Source organism: Jeongeupia sp. HS-3, from assembly GCF_015140455.1.
In the GTDB taxonomy this organism is placed as follows: domain Bacteria; phylum Pseudomonadota; class Gammaproteobacteria; order Burkholderiales; family Chitinibacteraceae; genus Jeongeupia.
In genome coordinates, this window is sequence record NZ_AP024094.1 from 1,889,851 (window position 1) to 1,909,598 (window position 19,748).

Annotated in this window: 19 protein-coding genes, 2 tRNA genes and 1 rRNA gene; 5 read left to right on the forward strand and 17 right to left on the reverse strand. The window is 60.4% G+C overall.

The genetic code is table 11. The features are described from left to right. Positions 1-220: 220 nt before the first annotated feature. The 16 genes from JLC71_RS08925 to JLC71_RS09000 all read right to left on the reverse strand — a co-directional run bounded on the left by JLC71_RS08925 (position 221) and on the right by JLC71_RS09000 (position 14,543). Positions 221-296, reverse strand: a tRNA-Ala gene (locus JLC71_RS08925). Positions 297-335: 39 nt separating this feature from the next. Next, positions 336-412: transfer RNA gene (locus JLC71_RS08930), tRNA-Ile, on the reverse strand. A 61-nt stretch (positions 413-473) separates the two neighbouring features. Then, positions 474-2,007 (reverse strand): 16S ribosomal RNA (locus JLC71_RS08935). A gap of 519 nt (positions 2,008-2,526) precedes the next feature. Continuing rightward, entirely contained in the window at positions 2,527-4,839 is a 2,313-nt protein-coding gene (locus JLC71_RS08940) for a hypothetical protein (RefSeq protein WP_200915069.1), read from the reverse strand. Positions 4,840-4,951: 112 nt separating this feature from the next. After that, positions 4,952-5,569, reverse strand: coding sequence for a GTP cyclohydrolase II (gene ribA / locus JLC71_RS08945; RefSeq protein ID WP_200915070.1), 618 nt, complete (start codon positions 5,567-5,569; stop codon positions 4,952-4,954). Between the two features lie 75 nt (positions 5,570-5,644). After that, positions 5,645-5,935, reverse strand: a complete 291-nt coding sequence (locus JLC71_RS08950; RefSeq protein ID WP_200915071.1) for a hypothetical protein — start codon at positions 5,933-5,935, stop codon at positions 5,645-5,647. Next, on the reverse strand, positions 5,923-6,747 hold the full coding sequence (pabC, locus tag JLC71_RS08955; RefSeq protein WP_200915072.1) for an aminodeoxychorismate lyase: 825 nt from the start codon (positions 6,745-6,747) through the stop codon (positions 5,923-5,925). The genes JLC71_RS08950 and pabC overlap by 13 nt, the downstream gene beginning before the upstream one ends. Next, complete coding sequence (locus JLC71_RS08960) at positions 6,744-8,027, reverse strand: aminodeoxychorismate synthase component I (protein WP_200915073.1); 1,284 nt, start codon at positions 8,025-8,027, stop codon at positions 6,744-6,746. Before JLC71_RS08960 ends, pabC begins: the two co-directional genes overlap by 4 nt. A 143-nt stretch (positions 8,028-8,170) precedes the next feature. Further along, the gene (gene fabF, locus JLC71_RS08965; protein ID WP_200915081.1) at positions 8,171-9,415 is read right to left on the reverse strand and encodes a beta-ketoacyl-ACP synthase II; all 1,245 of its coding nucleotides are present in this window, start codon (positions 9,413-9,415) and stop codon (positions 8,171-8,173) included. Positions 9,416-9,498: 83 nt separating this feature from the next. Next, entirely contained in the window at positions 9,499-9,738 is a 240-nt protein-coding gene (gene acpP, locus JLC71_RS08970; protein ID WP_200915083.1) for an acyl carrier protein, read from the reverse strand. A gap of 103 nt (positions 9,739-9,841) precedes the next feature. After that, positions 9,842-10,585: a 3-oxoacyl-ACP reductase FabG gene (gene fabG / locus JLC71_RS08975; RefSeq protein ID WP_200915085.1), complete on the reverse strand. Its 744-nt coding sequence runs from the start codon at positions 10,583-10,585 to the stop codon at positions 9,842-9,844. A 93-nt stretch (positions 10,586-10,678) separates the two neighbouring features. Next, positions 10,679-11,608 (reverse strand): ACP S-malonyltransferase, encoded by a 930-nt coding sequence (gene fabD / locus JLC71_RS08980; RefSeq protein WP_200915087.1) that lies wholly within the window; start codon positions 11,606-11,608, stop codon positions 10,679-10,681. A 91-nt stretch (positions 11,609-11,699) separates the two neighbouring features. Beyond that, a complete protein-coding gene (locus tag JLC71_RS08985) occupies positions 11,700-12,656 on the reverse strand; it encodes a beta-ketoacyl-ACP synthase III (protein ID WP_200915089.1) in 957 nt (318 codons plus the stop codon). A 20-nt stretch (positions 12,657-12,676) separates the two neighbouring features. Then, the gene (gene plsX, locus JLC71_RS08990; RefSeq protein ID WP_200918315.1) at positions 12,677-13,723 is read right to left on the reverse strand and encodes a phosphate acyltransferase PlsX; all 1,047 of its coding nucleotides are present in this window, start codon (positions 13,721-13,723) and stop codon (positions 12,677-12,679) included. A 102-nt stretch (positions 13,724-13,825) separates the two neighbouring features. Next, complete coding sequence (gene rpmF, locus JLC71_RS08995; RefSeq protein WP_200915091.1) at positions 13,826-14,005, reverse strand: 50S ribosomal protein L32; 180 nt, start codon at positions 14,003-14,005, stop codon at positions 13,826-13,828. Between the two features lie 40 nt (positions 14,006-14,045). Then, a complete protein-coding gene (locus tag JLC71_RS09000; RefSeq protein WP_200915093.1) occupies positions 14,046-14,543 on the reverse strand; it encodes a YceD family protein in 498 nt (165 codons plus the stop codon). A gap of 84 nt (positions 14,544-14,627) precedes the next feature. On the opposite strand from JLC71_RS09000, the gene JLC71_RS09005 reads away from it, so the two are divergent. Genes JLC71_RS09005 through JLC71_RS09020 form a run of 4 tightly spaced genes read left to right on the forward strand, consistent with a single transcriptional unit; the run spans position 14,628 to position 17,590 of the window. After that, the gene (locus JLC71_RS09005) at positions 14,628-15,227 is read left to right on the forward strand and encodes a Maf family nucleotide pyrophosphatase (RefSeq protein WP_236250845.1); all 600 of its coding nucleotides are present in this window, start codon (positions 14,628-14,630) and stop codon (positions 15,225-15,227) included. Further along, the gene (locus JLC71_RS09010) at positions 15,224-15,937 is read left to right on the forward strand and encodes an SAM-dependent methyltransferase (RefSeq protein WP_200915095.1); all 714 of its coding nucleotides are present in this window, start codon (positions 15,224-15,226) and stop codon (positions 15,935-15,937) included. Before JLC71_RS09005 ends, JLC71_RS09010 begins: the two co-directional genes overlap by 4 nt. A 37-nt stretch (positions 15,938-15,974) precedes the next feature. After that, positions 15,975-17,033, forward strand: a complete 1,059-nt coding sequence (gene hisC, locus JLC71_RS09015; protein ID WP_200915097.1) for a histidinol-phosphate transaminase — start codon at positions 15,975-15,977, stop codon at positions 17,031-17,033. 8 nt (positions 17,034-17,041) lie between these two features. After that, positions 17,042-17,590: a hypothetical protein gene (locus tag JLC71_RS09020; protein WP_200915099.1), complete on the forward strand. Its 549-nt coding sequence runs from the start codon at positions 17,042-17,044 to the stop codon at positions 17,588-17,590. 71 nt (positions 17,591-17,661) lie between these two features. Here the strand turns inward: JLC71_RS09020 and murJ are convergent, their stop codons facing one another. Continuing rightward, positions 17,662-19,197 carry a murein biosynthesis integral membrane protein MurJ gene (murJ, locus tag JLC71_RS09025; RefSeq protein ID WP_200915101.1) on the reverse strand — a complete coding sequence of 512 codons (1,536 nt, stop codon included), beginning with the start codon at positions 19,195-19,197 and terminating at the stop codon, positions 17,662-17,664. 186 nt (positions 19,198-19,383) lie between these two features. Here murJ and rpsT point away from each other — a divergent pair, with 186 nt between their 5' ends. Beyond that, positions 19,384-19,653, forward strand: coding sequence for a 30S ribosomal protein S20 (gene rpsT, locus JLC71_RS09030; protein WP_200915103.1), 270 nt, complete (start codon positions 19,384-19,386; stop codon positions 19,651-19,653). The last annotated feature ends 95 nt before the right edge of the window (positions 19,654-19,748 follow it).

Below are 19,748 nucleotides of genomic sequence, written 5' to 3' on the forward strand. Positions count from 1 at the left end.
AACGCGTAGTTCAAGATTACAGTTATGTTTGCGACTCGAATTCAAAGTTCTCGAATTCAAAACTCGATGCAATCAAACCCATTCATTACTGAATAAATCTGAGTCTTACTTCTTCTATCTTGTTAAAGAGCGATACAGAGAATAAATTCTCGTCCAACTGAAGCAGTCAGAACTAAAATTGCTACACCAACATCAGCAAACTTAGTTCTGAAAACTAAAATGGTGGAGGCAGACGGGATCGAACCGACGACCCTCTGCTTGCAAAGCAGATGCTCTCCCAACTGAGCTATGCCCCCATCGGATCAAACTGTCTTGTCATTCACTAAAAAAGCAAATGGTGGGTCAAGCTGGAATCGAACCAGCGACCCCCGCCTTATCAAGACGGTGCTCTAACCGACTGAGCTACTGACCCAGTTCTCCGTATCTCTAACCTACAGCCGATGAGTGTGAATGCTTAATGAGGCATTATCTTTAAAGGAGGTGATCCAGCCGCAGGTTCCCCTACGGCTACCTTGTTACGACTTCACCCCAGTCATGAATCCTACCGTGGTAACCGGCCTCCCGAGGGTTAGCCTAGCTACTTCTGGTAAAACCCACTCCCATGGTGTGACGGGCGGTGTGTACAAGGCCCGGGAACGTATTCACCGCGACATGCTGATCCGCGATTACTAGCGATTCCGACTTCACGCAGTCGAGTTGCAGACTGCGATCCGGACTACGATTGGTTTTCTGAGATTGGCTCCACCTCGCGGCTTCGCGACCCTCTGTACCAACCATTGTATGACGTGTGAAGCCCTGGTCATAAGGGCCATGAGGACTTGACGTCATCCCCACCTTCCTCCGGTTTGTCACCGGCAGTCCCATTAAAGTGCTCAACTGAATGGTAGCAACTAATGGCAAGGGTTGCGCTCGTTGCGGGACTTAACCCAACATCTCACGACACGAGCTGACGACAGCCATGCAGCACCTGTGTTCTAGCTCCTTACGGCACTCCCAAATCTCTTCGGGATTCTAGACATGTCAAGACCAGGTAAGGTTTTTCGCGTTGCATCGAATTAATCCACATCATCCACCGCTTGTGCGGGCCCCCGTCAATTCCTTTGAGTTTTAACCTTGCGGCCGTACTCCCCAGGCGGTCTACTTCCCGCGTTAGCTGCGTTACTAAGCTCCGAAAAGCCCAACAACTAGTAGACATCGTTTAGGGCGTGGACTACCAGGGTATCTAATCCTGTTTGCTCCCCACGCTTTCGTCCATGAGTGTCAGTATCAGCCCAGGGGGTTGCCTTCGCCATCGGTGTTCCTCCGCATATCTACGCATTTCACTGCTACACGCGGAATTCCACCCCCCTCTGCCGTACTCTAGCGAGCCAGTCATCAATGCAGTTCCCAGGTTGAGCCCGGGGCTTTCACATCGATCTTAACAAGCCACCTGCGGACGCTTTACGCCCAGTAATTCCGATTAACGCTTGGACCCTACGTATTACCGCGGCTGCTGGCACGTAGTTAGCCGGTCCTTATTCTTCAGGTACTGTCATCCCCGACCCGTATTAGGGGCCAGGATTTCCTCCCTGACAAAAGGGCTTTACAACCCGAAGGCCTTCTTCACCCACGCGGCATTGCTGGATCAGGCTTTCGCCCATTGTCCAAGATTCCCCACTGCTGCCTCCCGTAGGAGTCTGGGCCGTGTCTCAGTCCCAGTGTGGCGGGTCGTCCTCTCAGACCCGCTACTGATCGTTGCCTTGGTAGGCTTTTACCCTACCAACTAGCTAATCAGGCATCGGCCGCTCCAATAACGTGAGGTCTTGCGATCCCCCACTTTCCCCCTCAGGGCGTATGCGGTATTAGCTTGCCTTTCGGCAGGTTATCCCCCATTACTGGGCACGTTCCGATGTATTACTCACCCGTTCGCCACTAACTTGAGGAGCAAGCCCCTCAAATCCGTTCGACTTGCATGTGTAAAGCATGCCGCCAGCGTTCAATCTGAGCCAGGATCAAACTCTTTCGTTTAATCACTGAATAATTGCGCACTTGCGTTAACTCAAAAAAACTCACCCAACCACCGAAGCGGTCAGATTTACTTTCTATCATCTAAGTGCAAGTACTTGATGCACTCATCAAGCACTCACACTCATCGGCTGTAATTTGTTAAAGATCGCTTGCTTCTGAACACTTCGCTCGGTAAACTCGGCGGGTTTCGCTTCGTTTCTTTCGCTGCGTCATCAGCAGAGAACGCAACTTTAAGCACTTCCCTCTCCTGCGTCAACACCTCCTCGCAACAAATTCGCAACCAAGGCGTTAAGCCACTGATCGGACAGCGAATTTTTACTGCACCCAAATCCCACTCTTTCGCACCACCCGGCAAACCCCACCGCCAAAGCTGACAAAACAAGACCAATGGCATAAAAATCGTCAGCATTCGGCCGGATGGCGGGCGGTTTGCGGCGGCAGCGCCCCATCAGCAGCGTCAAAAACCAAACGGGCGGCCCGAAAGGCCGCCCGTTTTACGCTCCACGCTTATATACCTACTTATCGGCGACGGAACCCACCGCCATGGAAGCCTCCGAAACCACCGCCGCCGAAATGCGGCGCTTCGCGCGCAGCGCCACCGCCCCAACCTCCCGAAGCGCCACCGCGCTGGAAGTTGCCGGCACGTTGGTCGCCGGCGCTACGCGCCTGGAACTGACCATCAAGTGACTGATGGTTCTCGCGGAAATTCTGCCCGGCCTGTTGGCCCTGCGGCGACTGCTTCCAGTCCTTGGCTCGCTGCGCCGCTTGCTGACCTTGCGGCGAATTGGCGAAATCCTTGGCGTTCTGGATGCGCTGCTGTCCCTTCGGACTGTTGGCGTAGTTCTGAGCTCCGCTCTTCAGCTTGTCGGCCGCTTGCTGCTTGTCGACGTTCGACCAGTTGCCGTTGCCCTGATACTTCTGCCACTGACCGCCGCTATCGCGCTTGTAGACCTGGCCGTCACGACCGGCGTAAAGATCGCCGCTGCCCTGCCTGTTGGCAAAATGAGTCTGGCCAACCTGGCCGGTTCGGTAGGTATTGTTCGGGCCGGTAATGACCGAGTTATGGCCCCAGCGGTTGTAGTTGTTGGTGACGTTGATGTTGTAGGTATTGCCACCACCACCCCAGCAGCAGCCACCGCCGCCCCAGTACCACGGCGACATCCACGCACCCATGGCAAAACCAAAAGCGAAGCCGGTCGCCGTGCCCCAGGCAAAGCCAGCGCCAAAACCATAGGTATACGGCGCCGGATACCAGACCGTGCCGACATAGGTCGGGTAGACGTAACCGGTGCCATAGACGACGACGCCATCGCTCGACACCACGGTGCCGTAGTAGCCCGGCGTGTAGCCAACATAAACCACGCTCGGCGTGGCGCTGTAGACACGCACATAGGTCACATAGTGCATCGGTGAGCTGACCGGGATCGTGTAGATCACCGCCGGCACCGCTGCCGCGACGCTCCACGGCCCGGTGGCCGAGGTCGAAACGAACCAGACGCCGTTCTGCACCAGATAATAACTATGCGAATCGACGCGGATGACCGGCGTCGCGGTGTTGTAGGCGTATTGCAGCGGCGTGCCGTCGACGCTCTTCCACTTCGCGGCGCCGCCATCGTAGTTCACCGCCTCGGGTTTGGTGCTGCGCTTGATTTGCGCAGTCTGCGGCACGCTGTTGGCAATGGTCGCTTCGCTGGCCTGTGCGGTACCCGGCACCGATACCAGCACACCAGCCATCGGGTGATCGGTCGGGATGCGGGTGAAATCAGTTGGCAGCTTGCCCGCCGGGACGTATTGCCACGGACCGTCAATGCGACTGGCGGTGAACCAGCGGCCGGAGATCAGTACATAAAGTTGCTGGCTGCCGATCTGAATGAAGACATCATTGGACGAATTCGACATATACAACAGTTGCGTCCCGGGGATCGGCGAATACTGTGGCTCGCCCTGGCTTTGCAGCAGCTCGGTCGGCTTGGTCGCAACATAGACCGCCGGCACGACATTCGGCGCAAACGCCGACTTGCCGTCGGCGCCCTTGCCCGACATTGGGTCGATTTTGTTGTCTTTCAGCAAACCGTCGCGTAGCGGATTCAACGTCGCCGTTGGCGGACTCGTCGCGACTTGCCATGGGCCGGTGGCTGCCTTGGCCTGGAACCAGCGCTCGGCGGCCCACAGGTAGTAATCGCCCTTGACCTCATCGAGCACGATCAGTGCACTGGTATTGATCACCCGCATCAGACCGCTTCCGGCGCTGCGCAGCGCCGGCTCGCCATCGATCATCACCAGCATGGCCGGGCGGTTGCTGTAGATGATCGCCGGCGGATCGTTCTTCACCACCTGGCCAGCCTGCGCCGCTTCGGCACGATTGATCTGTAGATCGGCTTCGAGCGCATCGTAGGCCACCGCCCAACCGGCGCGCGGCAAGGCGCCGCTCAGGGTCGACAGATAACGCGATTCGTCGCGCGTCGCCGTCGGAAAGCTGGCCTTGGTGATTTTGTACTGGCTCAGCGTCACAACGCGCTGATCCTTGGCGATATCGGCGCGGGCGCTGAACCAGATGACGCCGAACACGTCGTCCTTCTTGCCGGTCACGCGCACCGCCGAGCGTCCGGTCAGCGTATTGCCGTTCAGCGCATCCAACTGCGGCTGATAGACATAGATCTGCTCGCCATTCTGGCCATTGACCAAGCGCGGCCAACCGACCGCTTGCGAACCGGCGCTGAGCATGGCCGCCTTGGTCGGTGCGGGCTCCACCGTTGTGGCGGCCCAGCCGGTGGGCGAGCTGCTCAGCCAGAGCAGTGACAGCAGCGTACTGATGATGGTTTTGCGATGCATGAGGATCCCCTTTATCCGGGTGCGCCAGTTTGATTGGCGCCACCCGTTTTATGGCCGTGACGGTAGGACCGCCCGGGAACCCTCTTAGTTTAATGCCGGTTTGTTGCCTGACTCACCGGTCTTTAAGCAAATGCCCCATACGCTGGCGCTTGGTGCTGAGGTAATGACGGTTTTCCGGATTGGGATCGACCATATGTGGCTCGCGCGCCTGCACCGGCAAGCCTGCGGCTTCGAGCGCGGCAATTTTTTTCGGGTTATTGCTCATCAAGCGCACCGAGCTCACGCCCAGATCACGCAGCATCGCCACCGCTGCCTCGTATGAACGTGAATCAACCGGCAAACCCAGCGCCAGATTGGCGTCGACGGTATCCAGGCCGCTGTCCTGCAATTCGTAGGCGCGGATCTTGTGCGCCAGACCAATCCCCCGCCCTTCCTGACCGCGTAAATACAGCAGTACCCCATGCCCTTCGCGGGCGATGCGTTCCAGCGCCATGTGCAGCTGTTCGCCGCAATCACACCGCAGTGAGCCAAACACGTCGCCGGTCAGGCACTCCGAATGCAAGCGGACCAAGGTCGCCTCACCGGCAGGATCGCCCATGACGACGGCGAGGTGTTCGACATCGTCGAGGCCGGAGCGATAGGCATGCGCCATGAAAACGCCATGCGGCGTGGGCAGGCGAGCGACGCCGGCTTTTTCGACAGCGGGTTGAGTCAGTGGCGCATTGGTCATGGCAGCTTATGGGGATTTAACGTGGCAATTCATCAAACATGGGGGCTCTCGCCCTGCTTTGCAATCACTGCAGCCTTAACGGCTCGGTGCTGCCGACTGGGCCTTGCTGCAATAGCGGGCGTAATCCGCCTCAAGTTGCGCTAACCGCTGCTTGAGCTTCTCAAGGTCGTAAGGCCGGTTGAAGCCAGCCATGCGGCGGCGAATCAACGTCGACTCCTTGGTCAGCTTGTTGCAACGCTGTGCTTCAAGTTGCGCCAGTTTGACCGGATCAGCCTGGTAATAGACGGGGGCCGGAGTCGGCGCCGATGAGACGGCCCACGCGGCAGGGAGCAGCAGCAGCAACAGGAGGGGCATCAAACGAGCCATTGCGTTTCCTTTGCAGCCAGCGCAGCGATCTGCATCGTCAAGGTCAAGTCGGCCGGATGTGCCGACCAAGATTGCTCGGCCAATCGAGCGACCGGCACCAGCCCGATCAAGCTGTTACACAGCCAGACGCGCTCGGCCTGCAGCAAGCGCGACAAGGAAATCCGTGCCTCGCCAGTTTGCCAGCCAAGCCCGGTGGCGGCAGCGAAGGCCACATCGCGCATCACCCCGGCGACACCGCCACCGTCGAGTGTCGGCGTCAGCAGCGCGCCGTCCTCAAGCAGCAGCACATTACTCATCGAGCCTTCGATCACGTCGCCGTCACGGTCGAGCAGCAGACCGTCGAATATCGCCAAGTCTGTCCATTCGCTGCGCGCCAGTACGTTCTCAAGCCGGTTCAGATGTTTGATGCCCGCCAAGCGCGGCTGCCAGCTGGCGCGGGTCTCGCAGATGCGAATCGTCACCCCGGCGCCGCGCTCGACTGGCGGCGGCAGCGGTGTGATCTGGGTGATCCGGTGCGGCTGGCAATCGGCCGGCACCACATAGCCGCGCGCCGATTCACCACGGGTCAGCATCAGCTTCACGGTCGCCGACTCAGGGCTGTGCGCGCGCAGGTCGTCGAGCCAGACATCCGCTGGCGGCGCGACAATGCCGATCGCGGCGGCATCATGCGCCAGTTTTGCCATCTGGCGTTGCCAAAAAGGGATGCCACCATCGCGGATGGACAGCGTGCGAAACACGCCGTCACCAAACTGAATCGCCCGATCGGCGAGCGGCAGCGATTCGGCCGGTACGCCATCAACGAGGCGGATCACCCTTCGACCCCCAGCGCGCGCAGCAGGCCGCGTGCCTTGTGGCGGGTTTCTTCGAGTTCGCGCTCGGGCACCGAATCGGCGACGATGCCGGCGCCGGCGCGAAAGTACAGTTGCGAACCGGTCTGCAAAAAGCTGCGGATCAGGATATTGAGATCCATCCGGCCATCGCGGCCGATGTAACCGAGGCTGCCGGTGTACACCCCACGGGCGCGGTCTTCGAGTTCGCGGATGATCTGCATGCAGCGCACCTTGGGGCAGCCGGTGATGGTGCCACCTGGGAACAGCGCCCGCAGCGTCTGCCTTGCCGTGGTGCCAGGGCGCAAGCGGGCACGGATGTTCGATTCGATATGGTGGACATAGGCGTAGCTCTCGACCGCCATCAGCTCGTTGACCTCGACCGTGCCCGGCACGGCGATACGGCCCAGATCGTTGCGCTCCAGATCGACCAGCATGATGTGCTCGGCACGCTCCTTCACCGTCGCCAGCAAGGCGCGCTTCAGGGCGGCATCTTCTTCCGGATCGACCGAACGACGGTGCGTACCGGCAATCGGCCGGGTATCCACCACGCCGCCATCGACGCGCACCAAACGCTCCGGAGACGAACTAACCACCGCATGCTCGCCCAGCTGCAGCAGCGCCGAGAACGGCGCCGGGTTGGCGGCGCGCAGCACGTGATACAGATCGTGTGGCGAACCGGCCGCCAGCGTGACATCCCAGCCGCGCGACAGATTCACCTGAAACACATCGCCTTCGACGATATAGCGCTTGCAGCGCTCCACACCGGCGAGGAACGCATCCGGCGCATCTTCACTGACGGCCGTTACCTGCAAGGGCTGCGGCGACCAAGCCGGCGCAGTGCCGACAAGCGTGGCCAAGCGCGCGAGGGTGGCGTCATCCTCGGCAGTCAGCCAAGCCGAGGCGTCACGGCGATCGATCAGCACCGCCGCCGGGCAATCGATCAGCGCGGCAACCGGCACGTCGTTATCGCGATCGGCAACGCTGGGCTCGAAGGCATGCAGCAGCTCGTAGGCGGCATAAACAGCCCAGCCGGCACAGAACGGCAGCGGGCCGGTTTCACCGCGGTGCACTGGCAAAGCATCCAGATCATCCAGAAATTGCACTGCGTCGGCCTGCGCATACAGACGGCGTTCACGCGGCAGCGCCAGCAGGATGTCCCAGCCTGCGTCTCCCGATGATTGCATCAACAAGGGAAAATCGTCAGCGCTGGATGCAGCCAGCGCCGGTAAATCAGGTACGGAATTGAGGCGTTGTATCGGCATGCCGCGATTGTACCAAGCCGGGCCTCGCGCTTCAGCACGATCCCCAAGCGGACGGTCATCGTCAGAGCGGCTACCGCACCTTGCAAGCACGGAAAATAAAAAAGGGCTGCCGAAGCAGCCCTTTTGGTACCAGGCAAAACCGATCAGCTCAGTCGCTTGAACACCAGCGTGCCGTTGGTGCCACCAAACCCGAAGGAATTGGAGATCGCGATATCAATTTTCATATCACGCGCGGTATTGGCGACGTAATCCAGATCGCAACCGGCTTCGAAATCCTGATCATGCAGGTTGATCGTCGGCGGCGAAACCTGGTTGTACAGCGCCAGCACCGAGTACACCGCCTCGACACCGCCAGCACCGCCCAAGAGATGACCGGTCATCGACTTGGTCGAATTCACCGCCAGCTTCTTGGCGTGATCACCGAAGGCGATCTTCAAAGCATTGGTTTCGTTGGCATCACCCAGCGGCGTCGACGTGCCATGTGCGTTCACGTAATCGACTTGGTCGGCGTTGATGCCGGCGTCGCGCAGCGCGTTCGTCACACCACGAGCCGGGCCTTCGGCGCTCGGCGCGGTGATGTGGTGGGCATCCGAGCTCATGCCGAAACCGATAAGCTCAGCGTAAATCCGTGCACCGCGCTTGACCGCGTGTTCGTACTCTTCGAGTACCAGCACGCCACCGCCTTCGCCCATGACGAAGCCATCACGCCCCTTGTCCCACGGCCGCGACGAGGCCGCCGGGTCGTCGTTACGGGTCGACAATGCTTTCATCGCGGCAAAGCCACCGATGCCAAGCCCCGAGATCGTCGCTTCGGCACCGCCGGCAACCATCACATCGGCATCGCCGTACTGGATCATCCGTGCCGCATCGCCGATACAGTGCGCACCGGTCGTGCAGGCAGAAACAATGCCGTAGCTCGGACCCTGATAGCCCTTGAAAATGCTCACGTGACCCGCGATCAGATTGACCAGCGAGCCCGGAATGAAGAACGGGCCGATCTTGCGCGGGCCACCGGCCTGCAGCGTCACGCCCATGTCTTCGATCAGCGGCAGACCACCGATACCGGAACCGATATTCACACCAACCCGAGTCTTGTCCAGATTGGGAACGTCATCCAGGCCCGCGTCTGCGATCGCTTGAAACGCCGCCGCGACACCGTAGTGGATAAAGCTATCCATCCGGCGCGCATCTTTGGCGGGAATGTATTGGCTGATGTCAAAATTCTTGACCTCGCCAGCGATCTGGCAAGCGTAGTCGCTCGCGTCAAAGCGGGTGATTCTGCCGATGCCGGACTGCCCTTTGAGCAGGGTGGCCCAGCCGGTGGCGACGTCATTGCCTACCGGGGACACATGGCCGAGACCGGTGATCACTACTCTGCGTTTGGACACATTACTCTCCGATTGAAACGCCGAATGGAACAAGACCCCTGGCGGACGAAAAAATGCCCGGCAGAGGTCTTGGATGCTGCGACTTACTTACCCAGATTGGCAGTGACGTAGTCGGTTGCCTGCTGGACGGTGGTGATCTTCTCGGCGTCTTCGTCCGGAATTTCGCATTCGAATTCTTCTTCGAGCGCCATCACGAGTTCAACGGTGTCGAGGGAATCGGCGCCCAGGTCATTCACGAAGGAGGACTCGTTCTTGACGTCGGTTTCCGGCACGCCAAGTTGTTCGGCAACGATCTTCTTCACGCGCTGTTCGATGTTTTCCATGGATTAAACTCCAAGCCTTTCAAAGGGATAAAAAAAGCGGTCGCATTGTACCAAAAAAAGCCACCTCGCCAACGCGGGCAGACTCATTCTGGTCAAATACACGTTAATTCATATACATGCCGCCGTTGACGTGCAAGGTCTGGCCGGTCATGTAACTGGCGCGATCGCTGGCAAGAAAGCCGACCGCGTCTGCAATCTCGCGCGGTTCGCCAAGGCGGCCGAGCGTGATGTTCTCTAGCAGTTTGGCCTTGTGTTCATCGGCCAAACCACGGGTCATGTCTGTATCGATAAAGCCGGGCGCCACCGCGTTGACGGTGATACCGCGCGAGCCGATTTCCTTGGCCAGCGACTTGGTAAAACCAAACAGCGCCGCTTTAGCCGCAGCGTAGTTGGTCTGACCGGCATTGCCGGTCGCCCCGACGACCGAAGCGATGTTGATGATACGCCCCCAACGGGCTTTCATCATGCCCCGAATCACGGCTTTGGAAAGCTTGTACACCGGCTTGAGGTTGGTGTCCATGATTGCATCCCAATCTTCGTCCTTCAGCCGCATCAGCAGATTATCGCGGGTGATGCCGGCATTATTGACGAGGATGTGAATCGCACCGAATTCTTTTTCGATCTCCGCAACGCACGCTTCGCAGGCGCCGTCGACGGTGACATCGAGTGCCAGACCACGGCCCTTGCCGCCCGCAGCGGCAATGTAGTCGCCGATGGCCTGCGCACTGGACTCAGTGATACCGGTACCGATCACCGTGGCGCCCTGCGCCAGCAGATCCAGCACGATCGCCTTGCCGATACCGCGTGATGCGCCGGTCACCAGCGCAATTTTACCTTCGAGACTCATCACAGCTTCCCATTCTATTGGCACGGGCCTTAAGCCCACGGCCGGATCATGATTCACGCACCACTGGCCGGCGCGTAATTTACAGCAATTTGATTACAACAAGGCCTTGAGCGCATCGAACGAGGCAAGATCACCCAGCGCCGCATGCTGCGCATCGGCGGCGATGCGCTTGTTCAGGCCGGTCAGCACCTTGCCCGGACCGCATTCGGCGAACACGGCGGCACCATCGGCGGCGATCTTCTGCACCGATTCGACCCAGCGCACCGGTTGGTACAGCTGGCGCACCAGCGCATCGCGGATTTGCACCGGATCGGTATAGGCGACGACGTCGGCATTGTGGATCACCGGAAACTCCGGTGCGGCGACATGGATCTGCGCCAGCGCGACGGCGAGCTTTTCGGCGGCCGGCTTCATCAGCGCACAGTGCGACGGCACCGACACCGGCAGCGGCAACGCACGCTTGGCGCCCTTGTCCTTGCACAGCGCCATGGCGCGCTCGACCGCCGCCTTGCTGCCGGCGATCACCACCTGACCCGGCGAATTGAAATTGACCGCTTCGACCACGTCGCCTTGCGCCGCTTCGAGGCAGGCAGCGACAATCACGTCGTCCGGCAGCCCAAGAATCGCCGCCATCGCGCCCTCGCCTTCCGGCACGGCCGCTTGCATCGCCTCGGCGCGCAGGCGCACCAGCTTGACCGCATCGGCGAAGGCAATGCTGCCGGCCGCGGCGAGCGCGCTGTATTCGCCGAGCGAGTGACCGGCGGCTATCGCCGGCGCCGCGCCACCGGCGGCGCGCCAGGCGCGGAACACGGCGACGCTGGCGGTCAGCATCAGCGGCTGGGTATTCACGGTGGCGTTGATGACCGCGGCATCGGCGCCGTCGGCACACATGGCCCACAGATCCTGGCCAAGCACGCCACTGGCTTCATCGAAGGTCTGGCGCACCGAAGCGTCGTCGGCAAAGCCATTCATCATGCCCAGCGATTGCGAACCCTGACCGGGAAATACAAAGGCTAACGCCATCTTCACGCTCCTTGTCCCGCCCGGCCTAGCCGGACGGCAAATTCAAACAGTTATTTGAAAAGAAAAGCGGCGCATCGCTGCGCCGTTTTTATCAGTATTTGAAGAGCACCGAGCCCCAGGCAAAGCCACCACCGATCCCTTCCAGCAGCACCAACTGACCGCGCTGGATGCGACCACTGCGCACCCCTTCGTCCAGGGCCAGCGGAATCGATGCCGCCGAGGTGTTGCCGTGCTTGTCGACGGTCACGATGACCTTGTCCATCGACAGATGCAGATGCTTGGCGGTGGATTCGATAATGCGCAGATTGGCCTGATGCGGCACCAGCCAGTCGACATCGGCTTGCGCCACGCCGGCAGCGGCCAGCGTTTCATTGGCCACATCGGCCAGCGCGCGCACGGCGAACTTGAACACCGCACCGCCATCCATATAAATCCACGGGGTGCCGTCGATCTGGCCCTGCTTGAAGCTGGCCGGCGTCTTCAGGATGTCGCGGTAGCGACCGTCGGCATGCAGTTTCGACGCCAGAATGCCCGGCTCGTCCGATGCCTTCAGCACCACGGCACCGGCGCCGTCGCCAAACAGCACGCAAGTGGTGCGGTCATTCCAGTCGACAATATTCGAGAGTTTCTCGGCACCGACGACCACGGCGCATTTGACGGCACCAGTCTTGATCAACGCATCGGCGACGGTCAGCGCATAAACGAAACCGGCGCAGACCGCCTGAACGTCAAACGCCGGAAAACCTTGCAAGCCGAGCTTGTCCTGCAATGTGCAGGCGGTTGACGGGAAGATATTGTCGGGCGTCGTCGTGGCGACGATGATCAGGTCAACGTCGGCCTTATCGGTGCCGGCAGCCTCCAGCGCACGCTCGACGGCCCTGAGCGCCAGATCGGACGTGGTTTCACCGTCGGCAGCCAGATGGCGCTGACGGATGCCGGTACGACTGGCAATCCATTCGTCGCTGGTCTCGACCCGTTGCGCCAGCGCTTCGTTGGTCAGAATGTGTTCAGGCAGGTAGGAGCCGGTTCCGGCGATGCGCGCGTACATGAATGCTTCCTGCGGTGAGTTTATTGATCCGTTCCCGCCGCCGGATGGGCGACAAGATCGGCAAGCTGTTGCTGTACTTGTTCAGCGATGCGCTGGGTCACGCCAGCACGCGCTTCGTCGGTCGCCTGTTTCAGCGCCCAGTAAAATCCGGTCTGATCGGCGCCGCCATGACTTTTGACCACGATACCCTTGAGGCCGATCAGCGATGCGCCATTAAAGCGGCGCGGATCAATCCGCTTCTTGAAGCGCGACAGCACCGGCCAAGCAGCCATGGCCAAGGCCTTGGTCAAGATATTGCGGGTGAATTCTTCGCGCAGGAAGCGCTCCATCATCTTGGCGATGCCCTCGGACGTCTTCAATGCCACATTGCCGGTAAAACCGTCGGTCACAATGACATCGACCACGCCCGAGTACAGGTCGTTCCCTTCGACGTTGCCGTAGAAGTTCATTTTGCTGGCGCGAAGCAGCTCGGCGGTGGCCTTGATCGCATCGGTGCCCTTGATGTCCTCGGAGCCGATGTTGAGCAGGCCGATCGCCGGCGACTCCTTGCCCTTGATCGCGGAGAACAGCGACGAGCCCATCACCGCAAACTGCACCAGTTGCAGCGGCGTGCAATCGGCGTTGGCGCCAAGGTCGAGCACACAGGTTTCGGTGCCTTTCACCGACGGCAACATCTTGGCGATCGCCGGCCGCTCGATGCCATCAATGGTCTTGAGCACGAAACGTGCTGTCGCCATCAGCGCGCCGGTATTGCCGGACGACACGCAGGCGTGCGCCTCGCCGGACTTGACGAGGTTGATCGCCACACGCATCGACGAGTCTTTTTTGTTTTTCAGCGCCGATTGCGGCGACTCGTCCATCGTCACGACTTCGCTGGCGGCGTGGACGCGCAGACGCGGCCCAAGTTGCGCTTTGTGCGCCTTGAGCTCGGCATCGATCGCATCGGGCAGGCCGACGAGGACGACATTGACGTTGGGGTATTGCTTGAGGAAGCGGAGAACGGCAGGCACGGTGACATGGGTACCGTGGTCGCCGCCCATCGCATCGACAGCGACAGTAATGTCCATAGCAGACAAGGCAGAATCCAGAATAGCGAACGGCGCAAGCGAGATTACCCGCTTGCGCCGTCATCATAACCGATTGGTTATAAACGCGTTTTCACGCAGGACTTATTCGCCCTTGGCTTTGATCACTTGACGGCCATTGTAGAAGCCGTTCGGCGAAATGTGGTGCGGACGATGCACTTCGCCAGTTTGTGCGTTCACCGACAGCGCCGGAGCGGTCAGGAAATCGTGAGCGCGATGCATGCCGCGCTTGGACGGGGACTTCTTGTTCTGTTGAACGGCCATGATAAAACTCCTTGAAAACCAGAAAAAACTACTGTTTCGATTACTCCGCTTTCCTGGTTTTCATTTGAGCCAGGACAGCAAACGGATTCGGCTTGGTATTGCCTACCGGTGTATCCCCCGGCGCAGCGCACGTAACGTGCAGCGGTGCGTAGGGCATAGCCAGCAGTATTTCTTCTTCGATCAGCGCCAGTACATCAAGCGCAGGATCAATCAACACGGTATCGAGCGCCTCATCAACCGCTTCCGCCTCATCGGCGGCCTCTTCGGTCGGAAACTGCGTCAATACGGTATCGATCTCAAACGGCCACGCCATCGGCGCCATGCAACGCTGGCAAACCAGCTGCAACTCGCCTTCGGCTTTGACTGTCAGCGTAGGACGCTCGAACCGATCGACATAACTTCCAATCGACCAGCGAACTTCACCGCGCGACTCAGCCAGCAAATCGAGCAACCGCGGAAAATCCGCAAGCTGTGCAACACCTTCGAGCGCGCCGCCCTCGCGGGCAAATTCGGCGCTGTGAATGACCGTCATACCCATGAGCCAACGAACCAGAAACCGCGCATGATATAATCTTGGCCTCTTGAATGTCAAAACCTTTCCGCCCAATGCGACGGATTTCCAATGCAAAAACAAATGCTTCGCTCGCCCGCCCTGATTCTGGCGTCCACCTCGCGCTACCGGCGCGAACTGCTTGAACGCCTGCAACTATCCTTTGATGTTGCCAGCCCTGATGTCGACGAAACCGCGCTCGAAGGCGAAACCGCCGCGCAGACCAGCCTGCGTCTGGCCGTCGCCAAGGCCGTTGCCCTGTCGGCGAGCTTTCCGGACGCGCTGCTGATCGGCTCGGACCAGGTCGCGCTGCTGGACGGCGTGCAGCTGGGCAAACCCGGCACGCATGAGCGCGCCGTCACGCAACTGCAAGCGATGCGCGGCCGGACGATTGAATTCCACACCGCCGTGGCGCTACACAATGCCGCCACCGGTGCGACGCAAACGCACACCGACATCACCCGCGTGACCATGCGCGATTGCGATGATGCGACGATCGAACGCTATCTATTGAAAGAACAACCCTACGACTGCGCCGGCAGCGCCAAGACCGAAGGCCTTGGCATTGCGCTGATCGCCGCGATCGAGTCGACCGACCCGGCGGCGATCATCGGCCTGCCGCTGATTGCACTGATCGATATGCTCCATCACGAAGGCGTCGACATTCTATGAGCACCGGCATTCTCTACCTGATCCCGGTCCCGCTGGCCGAGGACACGCTCAGCAACGTACTGCCCGCCGATGCGCTCGAACTGGCGCGCACGCTGACGCACTTCGTCGTCGAGGCACCGAAAACCGCCCGCGCCCATCTCAAGCTGTTCGGCACGCCGCACGAGCTGCGTAGCCTGGAGATGCACGAGCTGAACGAGCACACCAAGGACGGCGAGCTGGCCGCGCTGCTGGCGCCACTGCTCGCCGGCCACCACGTAGGGCTGATGTCCGAAGCCGGCTGCCCCGGTGTCGCCGATCCGGGCGCGCGGCTGGTGCGGCTGGCGCATGCGCGCGGCATCCGTGTCGCGCCGCTGGTGGGACCGTCGTCGATCCTGCTGGCGCTGATGGCCTCGGGCGCCAACGGGCAGAAGTTCCGCTTCAACGGTTATCTGCCCAGCAACGAGGCCGAGCGGCAAATCGCCATTCGTTCACTCGAAACCAGTTCGCGCAAGGAAAAGCAGGCCGAGCTGTTCATCGAAACGCCGTACCGTAACGACGCGCTGTTTGCCGCGCTGCTGCAGCACTGCAGCCCGGCGACGCACCTCACCGTGGCGCGCGAACTGACCGGCACTGACGAATGGGTGAAGAGCAAAACTGTCACCGACTGGCGCCGCGCCCCCAAACCCGAACTGCACAAGCGCCCGACCGTGTTTGTACTCAGCGCAGACTAAGCCCCTACAACATTCTCCACGCAAGCGAGACCCCGCAATGAGCCGATTCTGGAGCCCCGTCGTCCACACGCTGACCCCTTACGTGCCGGGCGAACAACCGAAGCTGCAAAAAATCGTCAAACTCAATACCAACGAGAACCCGTACGGCCCGTCGCCCAAGGTCATCGCCGCGCTGCACGATGTTGCCGGCGATGCGCTACGGCTGTACCCGGATCCGAACGCCGACCAGCTCAAGGACGCCATCGCCGCCTACCATGACGTGAAACGCGAGAACGTCTTCGTCGGCAACGGTTCGGATGAGGTGCTGGCGCATGTGTTCTGCGGCCTGCTCAAGCACGACAAGCCGCTGCTGTTTCCCGACATCAGCTACAGCTTCTATCCGGTCTATTGCGGGCTGTACCAGATCGACTATCGCACCGTGAAGCTGAACAATGCGTTCGAGATCGACCTGGCCGACTACGAACAGGACGCCGGCGCGATCATCTTCCCGAACCCGAACGCGCCGACCGGCCACCTGCTGCCGCTGGCCGCGATCGAGAAGCTGCTGGTGCGCCAGCCCGATGTCGTGATCGTGATCGACGAGGCCTACATCGACTTTGGCGGCGAGAGCGCCATCAAACTGGTCGATCGCTATCCGAACCTGCTGGTGGTGCAGACACTGTCGAAAAGCCGCTCGCTTGCCGGACTGCGCATCGGCTTCGCCATCGGCCAGCCGCAGCTGATCGAGGGGCTGGAGCGGGTGAAAAACAGCTTCAACTCCTATCCGCTCGATCGCTTCGCCATCGCCGGCGCTGCAGCGTCGTTCGGCGACGATGAATACTTCCGGGCGATGTGCACCAAGGTCATTGCCAGCCGCGAAAGGCTGGTCACCGCCATGGCGCAACTGGGCTTCGAGGTGATACCGAGTGCGGCCAACTTCATTTTCGCGCACCACCCCGAGCACGATGCCGGCCAGCTTGCCGCCGCGCTGCGCGAGCACGGCGTGATCGTGCGTCACTTCAAGGCAGCGCGCATCGACCAGCATCTGCGCATCTCGATCGGCACCGATGCCGAATGTGATGCCTTGCTGGCCGCATTGCACGCGGTCTTGCGCTGAGCGCCGGTATGGATGCGAACCGCATGATGTGGTGGCTGTTGCTGCTGGCCGGCATCGCCGTCGGCCCCGGCTGGTATATCTATGCACGGCATTTTTCTGGCCAGTTGCTGTCCAGCCAACCGCTACAGCAAACACCGGCACCGCAAACGCTGTCGCTGGCCGTGCGCGGCGATCAGTCGCCGCTTGGCATTGTGCTCAAGGGTGACATTGGCGGACGGCGCTTTGGCCCGGAAACCCGCGCCGAATTCGTCGTCGACGCCCGGCTGAACGGCGTACTGCTGTCGCAGGAGACGGTGACATTTGTCGATGCCAAGACCTCATCCGATGCAGTGCCGGATCGCACGCCCACGCAGATGGGGCTGGCGCCGCTGGCGCTTGAACACGGCGGCACACTGGCCGTCACGGTGACCGCCGTGGGCGCGCAGACGCTGACGGTGCACGAGCTGGCGCTGGATGTTCGTGGCAACGTACGCCACTCACCACCACACTGGCTGTTCGGCGGCGCACTGTTGGCACTGGGTGCCGCAGTGATGCTGATTCTTGGCAGCCGCCGCTAAGGCCGACGGTAACGCGCAATAAAAAACACGCCGGCTTGCCGGCGTGTTTTTTATTGCATTCATCGATCCGCTCAAACCACTCGGCGCGAGAAATCCCTGAGCCGGAAGCCAAGCACCGCGAGCGAGCCAAAGTAGGCGACCATCCCGGCCGCAACCAGCAACGCCAGTCGCAGCAGCCGCGACGCCATATATCCCTGACTCCACGACGGCATCAGCGACATCACGCCCCACAGCGTCGCCGCCATCACGGCGACGGCAATCAGCAGCTTGATAAAGAAAGGGCTCCAGCCCGGCTGCGGCTGGTAAATGCCATGACTGCGCAACTTCCAGAACAGCAGGCCCGCATTGAAGCAGGCCCCCAGACCAATCGCCAAGGCGAGACCGGCATGCTTCAGATGCCAGACAAAGGCCAGATTCATCAGTTGCGTCACCGCCAGCGTCAGTAGCGCGATGCGGACCGGGGTGCGAATATTCTGGCGCGCATAGAAGCCCGGTGCCAGCACCTTGACCAGAATCAGCCCAATCAGGCCGACCGAATACGCGATCAGTGCGTATTGCGTCATCAGCGAATCGTGAGCGCTGAACTGACCGTACTGGAACAGCGATGCGGTGAGCGGCTCGGCGGTGATCGCCAGCCCGACCGCCGATGGCAGCGCCAGCAGCAGACACAGTCGCAAACCCCAATCGAGCAGCACCGAGTAACCGGCAACATCGTTGCTGGCGTGGGTTTTCGACAGCGACGGCAACAAAATGGTGCCAAGCGCCACGCCGAGCACACCGGATGGAAACTCCATCAAGCGATCGGCGTAATACATCCACGACACCGAACCCGAGACCAGGAAGGACGCGAAAATGGTGTTGATGATCAGCGACACCTGCGTCACCGACACCCCCAGCACCGCCGGCCCCATCTGCTTGAGCACCCGCCAGACGCCTGCGTCCTTCAGGTTCAGCCGTGGCAGCACCAGCATGCCGATTTTCTTCAGGTGCGGCAGCTGGTAAACCAGTTGCAGCACACCACCGACCAGCACCGCCCAACCAAGCGCCAGCACCGGCGGATTGAAATACGGCGTCAGCCACAGCGCAAACACGATCATGCTGATATTGAGGAAAGTCGGCGCAAACGCCGGCACCTGGAAGCGGTTCCAGGTATTCAGCACCGCGCCGACCAAGGATGCGAGCGAGATCAACAATATATAAGGGAAGGTAATCCGCAGCATCGAACTGGTCAGCGCGAATTTCTCCGGCGTATCGGTAAAGCCCGGCGCCGAGATCCAGATCACCAGCGGCGCAGCAATCATGCCGATGATGGTGACCACGGCCAGCACCAGCGTCAGCAGGCCGGCAATGTAGGCGACGAAGGTGCGTGCCGCCTCGTCGCCCTGCTGGCTCTTGTATTCGGCGAGAATCGGTACAAAAGCTTGCGAGAACGCGCCCTCGGCAAAAATACGCCGCAACAGATTGGGCAACTTGAAGGCAACAAAGAAGGCATCGGTCATGACGCCCGCGCCAAAAGTTCGTGCGACGATGGCATCGCGGGCAAACCCGAGTACGCGCGACACCAGCGTCATCGAGCTCACTGCGGCAAGCGATTTGAGAAGGTTCATGGCACATCGCCTGGCAACTTGGAAACGCTGCGAATGATACGCCGTCCAGCCGACGGCAACAGCCCGGATTGCACACGGGCTTGCGTCAGTGACGACTAAGCGGTAAAATCGCCGGCTCTCAAGTGGTCTGGCTTCGGGCCATGCCCGATATCAATCCACACATCCGTTATTTGGAGTTGAAAGAATATGGCTAACAGCGCCCAAGCTCGCAAGCGTGCGCGTCAGGCTGAACAAGCCCGCCAACACAATGCCAGCCAACGTTCGGCGTTCCGCACCGCGATCAAAAAGGTGCTGAAGGCGATCGAAGCTGGTGACAAGGCAGCCGCACAAGTGACTTACCAGGCATCGGTGTCGATCATCGACAGCATTGCCGACAAGAATATCTTCCACAAGAACAAGGCAGCTCGTCATAAGAGCCGTCTGTCCGCTGCCGTCAAGGCAATGGCTGCTGCTTAAGCAGTCTTCGGAAGAAGAACGAAAAAAACCCCAACTTCGGTTGGGGTTTTTTATTGCCTGCGCCAAGCCGGGACAGGCCACGCAAGCACAAGTAA